Source organism: Flavobacterium sp. AC267 (assembly GCF_979258715.1).
The window spans coordinates 1473438-1486641 of the sequence record NZ_OZ409875.1; the positions used below are offsets into that span (position 1 = coordinate 1473438).

The following is a 13204-nucleotide window of genomic DNA, read 5'->3' on the forward strand; positions in this document are numbered from 1 at the left end:
CTGAAGCAAAAGAATTAGGTTTAAAAGTGGCTCAGCCAGTTGATGCTAAAGCTATGGATGAAGCATTTGGACCATTAGGAAACCAACGTAACATCGTAAGATGGGCTTTTGATAAAGAAACAAGCAAAGGAGATGTTAAGCGTTTTGAAATTGCAAACATCGGACACGTGATCGCACAATATAAAGGTGAGAACAAATCAGGTTTAGTTTCTGTTACAATGGCAAGACCATACGTTGAGCCAATCTTGAAAAACAAGAAAAAAGCTGAAATCTTAAAGAAAAAGATGGAAGGTTCTAGTCTTGAAGCTATTGCTAAAGCCGCTGGAGTTGCTGTTCAACAAGCGGCAGATGTAACATTAGATAATCCAGTTTTACCTGGTGGAGTTGGGCAAGAGCCAAGAGTTGTAGGTAATGCATTTGCACTAGTCGCAAACAAAATCTCTACACCTATTGAAGGAAACACTGGAGTTTATGTTGTAAAAAACATTAAAACAGTAAAAGCTCCTGCAATTGCTAATCATGCTGAGTATGTTGAGAAAGTAAAATCTCAAAGCGCAAATGATGCAAGCAGATTATTACCAGCATTGAAAAATAATGCTAAAATTGAAGATAACAGATTACAATTCAATTACTAAATAGTAGTAATTAAAATTATAGAAACCCGAAACGTCATTTGATGTTTCGGGTTTTCTTTATTATTTAAAATCCTATAATTTAATTTGCAATAATTTTTAGCTAATTTTCTTATATTATATGGGAATAATCGAAATTTAATTTAAAATATTTGCGGTATTCAAATTATTGCAGTTAATTTGTCCGATTTTTAATTTTAACATATTTTTTTGTTTTCAGTATGTTGAAATAAAGACAATTAAAATCCCAGAAACAAATACTTTAATAATCAAACATTTAATGTTTTTTACTTTTAATTTTTTTAGAAAGAAGCCAAGAGTATATACCAAAATTGAAAGTCATATTTTTGGAATCATTACTGAGCTTTTAAAAGTTAGCGACGACCGACATCAATGTAGATGAATTGGGTGGAAAATATTATTTAAGTAACGATGAACAGCATTTTAAAGTTACCATCTTAAGTAACGATTATGTGATACGATTAACTAATACACATGATTCTGTAGCTGAAAAATACGATAAGATTTTTGTTGAAGATGTTTTAAAAGCAGTAAAAGAAGAAAAACATCGCAGAATGGAACTTGTTTACGATTCTATAACGAATAGCATTGAAAAAATGGCTGAGCGTCTGCATAATAGACTAATAGAATCGAATGAACAAGAAAACCAATCTGTTCGACGTTTGGAAACTAAACATGTCAAAAATAAGAAAGTAAATTACTAATTACTTAGAATCATTTTTTCGTAGGTAAAGATCGTTTCATATCCTTTATTTAAGAAATACTCTTTTGGATTTTCTTTAGAAACTACCATTACAAAATCACCTCCCCAAGCACCTAGACTTTTAATTACGCCATCAAAATCTGGAAAAACAGCTTCTTTTACGGTCTGCATTTCTAATATATTACTTAAGTGAATTTCGTGACGCCGCACTGCTAAAGCAAATTCTTTTAGAGTTTTGGCATGAAGAATGTCGTGGGTAATTTTATTGTTTTTGGCTACGCTTGTTGCTAAATGATGATTTTTGTTATTGTTGTAAGCGTATATTGCTGATTTGCTATTTTGTTTTTTATTCAAATAAACAAAATAGATATGTTCTGTAAAATCAGGATTAAACTCAACGGGTTCAACAAAATTATCTTTAACACGATACAAAACTGGTGTGTCATTTTGTGCGCAGGCAATGTCGTAGCCGCTTCCTCCAAAACTATTGTTTAGTAAAGTAAACGCATTAACATCTGCCCACTGAGCAATATTGTTTATAAGTGTTGAAGAAGTTCCTAATCCCCAATTTCTTGGAAACGACAATTCTGTTTTGATTTTGAAACCGTTTGACTCATCGATAAATTTTGGATTTAAAACATAAGCTTCGTGTAAAATATCAATTAAAGTTGATTTAATGTTTTCGACCTTTACTTCGGGATTGGTAATAATTTCTTCAAATGAAATCGTTTCTTCAAACCACACGTGTTTGTCGTAGTCGTAACTTTTCCATTCTATTTCTTTGTCTTCGCCATCTTCAATTACTAAACTTTGTCCAAATCGTGTAGGTAACGCAAAAGCATCTGCTCCGTCTAAAACCAGATATTCTCCGGCGATAAAAAGTTTTCCGTTACTGTAAAATGTTTTTTTCATGCGTTATTTTTTAGCCCCGATAGCAGTGGAAATCCTTTTGCTTTTTTTCTTTAAAAAAGGAAAAGATTGTAACGAATAGCGGGAATAGCTCCAAATTATTTTCTTAAGTTTTCAATAAATTCTACCACAGCACTGTGAGTAACGGCTGTTTTTTTAAAGTGGATTTTGATTAATTGACGTTCTTCTTCGGTAGCTTCAAATTGATTGATGATATTATTTAAGTGCATTTTCATGTGGCCTTCCTGGATTCCGGTAGTGGTAAGGGAGCGCAGCCGCGACAAAATTTTGTGCTAAACCGGCAACGGCAACAATTTCCATTAATTCCTGTGCGGAAGGTTTTTCCAGAATGTCTAAACACAATTTTACTAAAGGATGTAAAGAAGTTAAGCCGCCAACGGTTCCGAGGGCAAGAGGTATTTCAAGCCAGAAAGTAAAAATTCCGTTTTCGATTTTTGCGTGGGACAAACTTGCATATTGCCCGTTTTTAGAAGCGTACGCATGCACGCCAGCTTCTACAGCTCTAAAGTCATTTCCTGTTGCAAGCACTACGGCATCGACACCGTTCATTATACCTTTATTATGTGTTACGGCTCTAAAAGGTTCAACTTCGGCGATTTGTACTGCCTGCACAAAACGTTCTGCAAATTCTTTGGGATCGTTAATATGCTTTTCGGTTAACTCTTCAATTGGGCAGGAAACTTCTGCTCGAACGAGACAATTTGGAACATAATTAGACAAAATACTCATTATGACTTCTAGTGATTCATCATTCTCGCATAAGTCATTATTTTTAGCTTCCTCTTTTAAAGTAGATGCAAACTGTTCTAAACAAGAATTTATAAAATTTGCTCCCATGCTGTCTTTCGTTTCAAAAGTAGCATGAAGCTGATAATAATTTTCGAGTAAGCTTCTTTTGTCTTTTAGTTTAATATCTAAAATACCGCCGCCACGCTCGCCGCATGTTTTTGGTAATGCTTTGAGTTTCTGATAAAAATTTAGGTTTTATTAGTTCGAAAAAGTTTTTTAGTTTTTCTGCATCACCATTATAAGTAAAATGAACCTGGCCAATTTTTTCGGTATTAATAATCGTGGTTTTAAATCCGCCTCGGGTAGACCAATATTTTGTCGCTTTAGATCGTCGCTGCAACCACAGAACTCTCTTCAATAGCCATTGGTATGGTTTTGTATTTTCCGTTGATTAAAAAGTTCGGAGCGACTCCAAGTGGGATATAAAGGTTTGTAATGGTGTTTTCGATAAATTCATCATGCAATTGCTGAAGCTTTTCATCTGTATTCCAGTAATTTCTTATAATATTTTGCGCCTCTTCAGGGTTCGAAAAATATTCATTTGCAATCCAGTTTATTTTTTCTTTTTTGGATAATTTAGAAAATCCAGCAACAGCGTTGTTCATTCTCAGTATATTAAATAATAATGTTGCGAGCAAATATACCATTTTAAGAGATTTGATTAAAATGTATTTTAAAGTTGGAAAGCACGCAATCGTTATTTTTTTTAACATTTAACACTTAATATGTGTATTATGTTTATTTTTTTTACTAAAATTGGGCTCTTTTTTATATTTAAATTAATTGTAATGAGTACAAGTAAAATTACTGTAATACTTTTATTTCTAGTTGCGACCGTTTTTGGCCAACAAAAAATCACTATCGAAAATATTTATGGCGGAACATTCCGAGCAAAAGGAATGGATGAGCTTCAATCACTAAAAAATACTGACCAATATACTGTATTAAATGTTGATAGAACAAACAGAAGCATGCAGATTGATTTATATGATTTTGCAACTTTAAAAAAAGTATCTAATTTAATTGATACTAAAAATCATAAAGAACTAGCGCAAGGAATTGATAGTTATATTTTTGATGCATCAGAAAAGAAGATTTTAATTGCTTGTAACACTAATCAGATTTTCCGTCACTCTTTTACTGCGGATTATTTTTTATATGATATTGCTTCAAAATCTTTGTCTAAACTTTTTGATTTTCAAATTCAAGAGCCGACTTTTTCTCCTGATGGTTCAAAAATTGCTTACGCTAGAGAAAATAACTTATATGTATACGATGTAGCTTCTAAAAAATCGACTGCAATTACTACAGATGGTAAAAAGAATGCTGTAATTAATGGTATTACGGACTGGGTTTATGAGGAAGAATTTGCTTTTGTCCGCGCTTTTGACTGGAGCAAAGACAGTAAAAAAGTAGCTTACATTCGTTTTGACGAAAGCCAGGTTCCTGAGTTTTCAATGTCAATGTTCCATAAAGATTTATATCCTACAGTTGAAACTTTTAAATATCCTAAAGCTGGAGAAAAAAACTCAGTAGTTTCATTACATATATATGATGTAGTCAGCTAGTGACAACAAAAAAAGTAGATTTAGGAAAATACAATGATTTTTATATTGCAAGACTGCAATGGACAACCGATGCAAATGTGCTTTCTGCACAAGTTTTAAACCGTCACCAAGATAATCTGGATTTATTATTTGTTGATGGAAATACTGTCTACTGCAAAAGTGGTTTTGAATGAAAAAGACAAAGCGTATGTTGATGTAACAGATAATTTAACTTTCTTAAAAGATAATAGTTTCATCTGGACAAGCGAAAAAGATGGTTTTAATCATATTTATTTATATGACAAAACCGGAAAACTTAAAACTCAAGTTACAAAAGGAAATTGGGAAGTAACGTCATACTACGGATTTGACGAAAAAACTAAAACTATTTTCTATCAATCTACAGAAAATGGTTCGATCAATAGAGATCTTTACAGAATTGGATTAGACGGAAAAAATAAATTACGTTTATCTAAAAAAACAGGAACAAGTGCTCGCAACTTTAAGCCCGAACTTCCAATATTTTATCACTACTTTCTCAAGTAATTTAGTACCTACGACTTACACTTTAAATGAGTCTAAAACAGGAAAAGAAATTCAGGTTATAGAAAACAATCAAGCGCTTGCTGATAAATTGAAAGAGTATAACTTGCCTGCAAAAGAATTTATCGTTTTAAAAACTGCAAAAGGAAACGAATTAAACGCTTGGATTTTAAAACCAAAAGATTTTGATCCTTCAAAAAAATACCCAGTTTTCATGTACCAATATTCTGGTCCAGGATCACAGCAGGTAAATAATGATTGGAATAATTCTGATGATTATTGGTTCTTGTCACTTACGCAACAAGGTTATATTGTAGCTTGTGTTGACGGAAGAGGAACTGGATTTAAAGGAGCAGAATTTAAAAAAGTTACTCAAAAAGAATTAGGAAAATATGAAGTAGAAGATCAAATTGATCTTGCTAAAGTACTTGGATCTTATTCTTATGTTGATCCTTCTAGAATTGGTATTTTTGGATGGAGCTATGGTGGTTTTATGGCTTCTAATTGTATCTTCCAAGGAAATGATGTTTTCAAAATGGCAATCGCGGTTGCTCCGGTAACGAACTGGAGATTTTATGACAGCGTTTATACAGAAAGATATATGCAGACGCCACAAGAAAATGCAAGCGGATACGATCAAAATTCACCAATTAATCACGTAGATAAATTAAAAGGTAAATTTTTATTGATTCACGGTTCTGGTGACGATAATGTTCACGTTCAGAACTCTATGCAGATGATGGAAGCTTTAATTCAGGCTAACAAACAGTTTGAATCTCAAATTTATCCAGATAAAAATCACGGTATTTACGGAGGAAAAACAAGAATTCAGCTTTATAATAAAATGACAAATTTTATTAAAGAGAACTTATAATCTAAATCTTTAAACTTTTTAATTAAATAAAAGAATAATATGGGAGAAACTCAAGTAAAAACTGCACATCCAAAAGGACTTTGGGTATTGTTTGGAACGGAGATGTGGGAGCGGTTCAATTTTTATGGAATGCGGGCTTTATTGACTTTATTTCTTGTAAATTCATTATTAATGAAAGAAGAAGAAGCCTCCTTAATCTATGGAGGTTTTCTAGGGCTTTGTTACTTAACGCCAATGTTAGGTGGTTTTATTGCCGATCGTTTTTTAGGAAACAGAAACTGTATCTTATTAGGCGGTTTGTTGATGGCAATTGGACAAATGCTTTTATTTACTAGTGGTAGTATTTTTGAATCTAATTTAAGTTTAGCAAAAATCATAATGTACTCTGCACTGGGTGTAATTGTTTTTGGTAACGGATTTTTCAAACCAAACATTTCAAGTATGGTTGGAAGTTTATATCCAAAACAAGAAAAAACAAAATTAGATAGTGCTTTTACTATTTTCTATATGGGGATTAACATAGGGGCTTTTTTAGGTCAGTCTATTTGTCCTTTGTTGGGAGACGTGAAAGACGCTGGAGGAATTAGAGATATCCACGCTTTTAGATGGGGATTCATGGCGGCTTCTGTTGCAATGTTATTAGGAACAATCCTTTTCTATTTCTTAAAAAATAAATATGTGGTTTCTCCAGAAGGAAGACCATTAGGAGGTTTGCCTTCTAAAAATGTAGCAGAAGATTTTGAAGAAGGAGAGGCGCAGACAGCTAATTTTTCTAATAAAGCTTTAGCTATTGCAGGAATTGCTTTTATCGCTTTAGGTTTCTTCTTTCACTATGTTGTGGGGCAGAATTTAATTTATACATTGATATATTCTAGTGGTATAGCGTTAGCAGGATTGATTATTTCTGATACTTCATTAACGAAAATCGAAAGAGATAGAATCATTGTAATTTACATCGTTTCATTTTTCATTATTTTCTTTTGGGCGACTTTTGAGCAGGCAGGTTCGTCATTGACTTTTATTGCAGACAACCAAACAGATAGAAATTTCTTTGGCTGGCAGATGCCACCTTCGATGGTTCAAATCTTTAACGGATTATTTGTTGTTCTGTTAGCAGTTCCATTTAGTATTCTTTGGGATACTTTAAGAGCAAAAGGAAAAGAGCCTATTTCTCCTGTAAAATTGGCTGTAGGTTTAGTTGTTATCTCTATAAGTTTCTTTATGATCGCAACTCAGGTTTCTTATATCGGAACTTCTGGATTGTTATTGGTAAAATGGCTTATTCTTTTATATTTTTTAAATACTTGTGCTGAGTTATGTTTGTCACCAATCGGATTATCATTGGTTGGTAAATTATCTCCAAAACGTTTCGCATCTTTGCTTTACGGAGTATTTTTCTTGTCTAATGCTTCAGGTTATGCGTTAGGAGGAACTTTAGGTTCTATCCTGCCTGCAACTGGAGATAAATTTGCAAAAGCAAAAGAATTAGGAATCGATCTTCAAGCAGTTTTAGATAATAAAGTAGTGCCTACTGCAGAGCAATTAGCTCTTTTAGAGCGACGACCAAATTAGTGCTCATAATCACTTTTTTGCTGGATTTGAAATCCACAATTTATATGAGTTCTTTATGGTATTTGTGGTGCTTACAGGTATCGCGGCAATTATATTATTTGCTTTGACTCCATTCTTGAAAAAGATGATGCACGGTGTTAGATAAAATGGAAAAGAAAATTACATTAGAAGAAATTCAAAATTTTGAAGGCAAGTACCCAAAGCAATTGTGGTACTTGTTTTTTGTTGAAATGTGGGAGCGTTTCTGTTTTTACGGAATGCGCGGCGTACTCACGATATTTATGGTTGATCAGCTTTTTTTGAAAGATGAACATGCCAATTTACAATACGGAGCTATTCAGGCTTTTGTATATGCGTTTACTTTTGTCGGCGGTATTTTTGCTGATAAAATTTTAGGATTTAAAAAGTCATTATTTTTTGGAGCGATCGTAATGATTCTTGGAAATCTTTTGATTGCTTTTTCTCCTCAGGAAATGTTTTACTACGGAATCGCTTTCTCTATTATTGGAACTGGTTTCTTTAAACCGAATGTTTCTTCGATGGTTGGGGAATTGTATAAAGAGGATGACGGAAGAAGAGATGCTGGTTACGGAATGTTTTATGCCGGAATAAATGTTGGAGGTCTTTTTGGAGGTGCTTTATGTGTTTATTTAGGGAAATATTATTCTTGGCAGTTGTGCTTTTTATCGGTCGCTTTGGTAATGCTTTTGGGATTAATTACATTTTTATTTACTAAAAAATATTTAGGTCCAATTGGAGATTCTCCCTTATTAGATTTAAAACCATCTAAAAGAAGAATTCGAGAAATTGCAGTTTATGTACTCTCTCTTTTAAGTATTCCTTTCATTTTTATAATGGTAAAAAACACCGATTATACTGATTATTTCATGTATACAATTGGTATTATTGCTGTTGTGTATTTTGCTTATGAATTGTTGAAATTGGGAGATATAAAAATGCAGAAGAAGCTTTTTGCGACTTTCCTGTTTGTGGTTTTTTATCTTTTATTTAATGCCATTTATGAGCAGAGCGGTGGTTCTTTATCGCTTTTTGCAAAAGATAATTTAGATAATAAATTATTGTTTTTTACAATTGATCCGAATATTATAAATAACAGTTCGAATACATTCTTTGTAGTGGTTTTAAGTCCGCTGATTGGTTTGCTATGGATCTGGATGGGAAAAAGAAAAATTGAGCCTAATACATTGATTAAATTCGGAATTGGATTTTTATTCTTGGCGGCTTCATTTTATATTTTCTACTTGACAAAGTTTTTTGCTAATGCAAAAGGAATTGCTTCTTTAAATGTCTTTACTTTTGCTTATTTGGTAACGACCATTGGTGAGCTTTGTTTAGGGCCAATCGGAATGTCAATTATTACGAAACTTTCTCCAAAGAGATTGTTCGGAATGATGATGGGATTGTGGTTTTTGGCAAGTGCATTTGGACAGTTGGCGGCAGGAAAACTTGGTGCTGAAATATCAAGATCAAATACAGGCGATACATTAATGTCTAAATTACAATCGTATACAGAAGGATATTATCAATTAGCGATTTATTCACTTGTAGCGGGAGTTGTTTTAATTGCAATTTCACCTATGCTTAAAAAATTAATGCAAGAAGTAAAATAGATACTAGCGTATTCTGTTTTTATGTAAATTTGTGAAAAATTTCTCAATATGAAAAAAATAGTACTTATTGCTATGTTTTTAATTGGTGCGGTGAATGTTCAGGCACAAGAATTAAAATGGTACACAGATGTAAGAGAAGCTATTACTGTAAGCAACAAAGAGCAAAAACCAATGTTGTTGTTCTTTACAGGAAGTGACTGGTGCGGCTGGTGTATTCGTCTGCAGAATGAAGTTTTAAAAACAGACGAATTCAAAAAATGGGTCGCTGGAAATGTTGTTTTAGTAGAGCTGGATTATCCAAGAGGTGTTGCTCAAACACCAGAGCTTAGAAGTCAAAATAATGAACTACAGCAAGCTTTCGGTATTCAAGGTTTTCCAACTATTTTCTTCACTAGTGCAGAATCTAAAGACGGAAAAGTGAATTTTAAAGGTCTTGGTAAAACAGGTTATGTGGCCGGTGGACCATCTGCTTGGTTAACTATTGCCGAAGGAATTGTTCATCCAAAGAAATCATAAGTTTTAAACTTAAAAAAATAATAGAAGCCTCTTACGTTTGTAAGGGGCTTTTTTTGTTTAGTAAGAAAAATTTCTCAACATATTTTCTTGTTTTGATTATTTGATATTTTATTGTAAATAAAAAAACATATAATGTATTTTTTGTGCTAATAAAAATTGGAAAATTAAAATATAATGTTAATTTCGTCATGCTAATCTAACCAAAACCAATTAATATGACTAAAAAACTACTTATCCTACTGTTTTTTTTAGGTTCATTTATGATGAAAGCGCAAAATTTAGCATGGAGGACTAACATGACCGATGCTATTGCGATAAGTAATGACCAAAGAAAACCAATGATGATTCTATTCACTGCCTCAGGTGTACCAGACAATCTTCAAAACGAAATTTTTAAAACTCCTGACTTTGCCGTTTGGTCGCGTGATAACGTGATTTTAGTAAAGCTGGATCTTTCAGATGTCAACGCTTCTGACAGCGATCGCGAACAAAATGTAAAACTGAAAAATGCATTTGGTGTTCAAGATCTTCCAGAAGTATGTTTTGCATTGGCATCAGTAAGAAAAAACAAAACAACATTCAGTTCTCTAGGAAAAATTGCTTATAAGCCTGGAGGAGCAAAAGCTTGGATTGCAGAATCGAATTCGATTTTACATCCAGCAGAATGATACGATTTCATTTAACTTTCATTTAATTTTTTTAATCCCTTTTTTGCGCCGCAAAGAAGGGATTTTTTTATTAGTGCAGTTTCTGTAAAGAATTTGCTTTTTTTAGTAGTGTTTATTTAACATTTATTAAAAAAGAGTCAGTTTATTATTAATTTGATTTTAATGTTTAGAACTTGGTTATTAATTCATTAAATAATTGATTTGATGTCTTTTTTATACTATTTTCGATTTTATTAACATAACCAAATCCAAAATTATATGCCTAAAAAACTACTTATCCTACTACTATTTTTAAGTCCATTTTTGATGCAGTCTCAAAGCATAATATGGAAAACAGACATCAATGAAGCTGTAGCCACAAGTGCAGAAAAAAAGGAAACCATTGTTGATTTTTTTACAGGTCAAGGTGTAAATCCACAACTTCAAAATGAAATTTTTGCTACTCGTGATTTTGAAGAATGGTCTCGTAAAAACGTTATTCTTGTAAAATTAGACCTTTCAGATCCTACAGTTGCGGATGCGGCAAAAGAACAAAACCTTAGATTAAAAAATGCTTTTGGTATCGAAGAGATTCCGCAGGTATGTTTTACCGAAGTCGCTGTTAGAAAAGGAAAAACCAATTTTAATAAACTGGGCCTTATTTCCTATATGTCTTCGGGCGTTAGAGCTTGGATTTCTGAATCTAATTTGATTTTAAATCCAGAATAAAAAAAATTACAATTTATAGTATCCCTTTTCCTTCGTAGAATGAAAAGGGATATTTTTTTTGGAACAGCTGTTCTTCCAAGATTTCTGAATGGAATTTGAATTTGAGCCGTCGGCAATTATAATTTTCGGACGGATTTCTTTTAGTACTCTGTCTAGATTTACTTTTGGAGACTGCGTAAGAATCAAAATTTCTGGCGCTGTATTAGAAGGATAAATTCCCGTGCTGTCAATTATAAGAATTTTGTTGTTTTTAAAGAACATCAAATTTTTAATCTCTTTGACCTTGGTTAAGGCAATAGAATTTCCAACGAGATACATATTTAGATTCCTATTGCTCTTGTTTTTATTGAAAGTGGTATCTCTTGTAAAAAGAACAATATTTTTGCCTGTGCGTTCCGATATAAGTGTATTATTTTTTTCGTTGTAGACAATTAGTTCTTTTCCAGTTTCCGTTTGAAATTTAGTTAAGATAAATGAAAGCTGTATTAAAATTATAGTGCAAAATACGACTATAAGTTTGTTGTAGTTTGGTTTCTTAAGCCAGACAATGGAATAAATAATGAAGAGATAAAAGGAAAATAAATAATAAGAATTAAAACTAATATCTCTAATAACAAAAGATTCTGCAGAAGCAACGCCATGAATCATGAGATTTAAAAGATAAATGCTTTTTTCAAAAATCATGGTCATAAATAGTGGCGGACTTGTAAGAATGGCAATAATCATTACAATAATTCCGGCAATCATTATAAAGGACAAAACTGGCAGTATAATAATATTGGTGACAAAAAACAAACCTGGGAATTGATGAAAATAATACAAACATAATGGCAAGGTACCAATCTGTGCGACGAAAGAAACGGTCAGTGCTTCCCAAATGTAAACGGTCAATTTGTTCTTTGGTTTGTAAATGTTTTTAAAAATTGGTCGCAACCAAAGAATAAAGAATAAGGCCAGATAACTTAATTGAAAACCAACATCAAACAAGAAATAGGGTTCAAAAAGTAATATCAATAAAATCGATACTAATAAAGTGTGGTATATATTTCCATTTCGGCGTAAATGATTTCCAATTGCAATAAAAGAAAACATAACAACAGATCTCAATACTGATGGTGATAAACCCGATATTATGGCAAATCCAGCTAATGAAATCAAAATTGAAGCAAGTTTGATGAAAGAACCTTTTTTTGTATTTGGAATTGGCTTTAATATAAAAGTGATAAAGAGCATTATAAAACCGACATGTAAACCAGAAACAGACAAAATGTGTGTCGCTCCAGAGTATTGATAATCTTGAATAATGTCTTGTGAAATTTCTTGTCGCTGTCCTAAAATCAGTGCCAATGCAACATTCATTTCGGACTTGTTGAATTTAGATTTCTCCAGATTGGAGATAATTCTAGCATGCAGTTTGGCACAATAATACCAAATGTCTTTCGTAATGGTTTTGCTGACTGCTATTTCTTTTTTTTGACAATAAATCTGAGCATAAATTTGTTTGTCTGCCAAGTATTTACTGTAATCAAATTGATTGGGGTTTTTATTTGATTTATTGGCTTGTAAAGTCGTTTGAATTTTAATAATATTGCCAATTATCAAAAAATTTTGAGTGCTGTCTTTTTCAATGTTAACTATAATTTTTCCTGTATAATACTTATTAGAGATTGATTTTATATGACCAATGTAGCGATCACTATAATCATTGCTTTTTAATTTTTCTCTAAGAATTAAAGTTACGGATTGTGATTTTTCAAATGCAGTCTGGCAATGTGTATAATTATCTTTTTGAAGATTATCGGTGTGGCTCAAAAAGGTTAAAGCACCAATAAAAAAAGAGAGAAAATAGACAGATAGACCAAATGAAATATATTTTTTCTTGTATTTTAAATTTCTAAAGTAAGTAAAGCAAAAGAATAATAAGGACAATGAAAGAGGAATCACTATCATTGAAATAGAAAAATGCAAATAGTAAGAAGCTATAACTCCAAAAATAAAGGCAATGGTAATTTTAACCAACGGAAAATCTAATACTTTCATGGTTTAAAAGTATTAAATATTTGTAAGAAA

Annotated in this window: 8 protein-coding genes and 3 pseudogenes; 8 read left to right on the forward strand and 3 right to left on the reverse strand. The window is 32.2% G+C overall.

Annotated elements, in window-relative coordinates:
• The first annotated feature begins 26 nt into the window (after positions 1 to 26).
• Positions 27 to 635, forward strand: coding sequence for a hypothetical protein (locus tag ACZZ95_RS07770; protein WP_463468627.1), 609 nt, complete (start codon positions 27 to 29; stop codon positions 633 to 635).
• Positions 636 to 1105: 470 nt separating this feature from the next.
• The gene (locus tag ACZZ95_RS07775; protein ID WP_463468628.1) at positions 1106 to 1357 is read left to right on the forward strand and encodes a hypothetical protein; all 252 of its coding nucleotides are present in this window, start codon (positions 1106 to 1108) and stop codon (positions 1355 to 1357) included.
• Here ACZZ95_RS07775 and ACZZ95_RS07780 read toward each other — a convergent pair.
• Positions 1354 to 2268 (reverse strand): GYDIA family GHMP kinase, encoded by a 915-nt coding sequence (locus tag ACZZ95_RS07780; protein WP_463468629.1) that lies wholly within the window; start codon positions 2266 to 2268, stop codon positions 1354 to 1356. The two genes, ACZZ95_RS07775 and ACZZ95_RS07780, sit on opposite strands and share 4 nt — an antisense overlap.
• A gap of 95 nt (positions 2269 to 2363) precedes the next feature.
• Positions 2364 to 3680 (reverse strand): annotated as a pseudogene (locus ACZZ95_RS07785) (hydroxymethylglutaryl-CoA reductase, degradative).
• 183 nt (positions 3681 to 3863) lie between these two features.
• Between ACZZ95_RS07785 and ACZZ95_RS07790 the strand changes: the two are divergent.
• The 6 genes and pseudogenes from ACZZ95_RS07790 to ACZZ95_RS07815 all read left to right on the forward strand — a co-directional run bounded on the left by ACZZ95_RS07790 (position 3864) and on the right by ACZZ95_RS07815 (position 11134).
• Positions 3864 to 6039: pseudogene (locus tag ACZZ95_RS07790) on the forward strand (S9 family peptidase).
• Between the two features lie 39 nt (positions 6040 to 6078).
• A pseudogene (locus ACZZ95_RS07795) lies at positions 6079 to 7756 on the forward strand (peptide MFS transporter).
• A 1-nt stretch (position 7757) separates the two neighbouring features.
• Entirely contained in the window at positions 7758 to 9242 is a 1485-nt protein-coding gene (locus ACZZ95_RS07800) for a peptide MFS transporter (RefSeq protein ID WP_463468630.1), read from the forward strand.
• 48 nt (positions 9243 to 9290) lie between these two features.
• Positions 9291 to 9758 carry a thioredoxin family protein gene (locus ACZZ95_RS07805; protein WP_463468631.1) on the forward strand — a complete coding sequence of 156 codons (468 nt, stop codon included), beginning with the start codon at positions 9291 to 9293 and terminating at the stop codon, positions 9756 to 9758.
• Between the two features lie 215 nt (positions 9759 to 9973).
• Positions 9974 to 10426 (forward strand): hypothetical protein, encoded by a 453-nt coding sequence (locus ACZZ95_RS07810; RefSeq protein ID WP_095952526.1) that lies wholly within the window; start codon positions 9974 to 9976, stop codon positions 10424 to 10426.
• Between the two features lie 258 nt (positions 10427 to 10684).
• Entirely contained in the window at positions 10685 to 11134 is a 450-nt protein-coding gene (locus tag ACZZ95_RS07815; RefSeq protein WP_463468632.1) for a thioredoxin family protein, read from the forward strand.
• Between the two features lie 6 nt (positions 11135 to 11140).
• Here ACZZ95_RS07815 and ACZZ95_RS07820 read toward each other — a convergent pair whose 3' ends face one another.
• A complete protein-coding gene (locus ACZZ95_RS07820; RefSeq protein WP_463468633.1) occupies positions 11141 to 13174 on the reverse strand; it encodes a ComEC/Rec2 family competence protein in 2034 nt (677 codons plus the stop codon).
• Between the last annotated feature and the right edge of the window lie 30 nt (positions 13175 to 13204).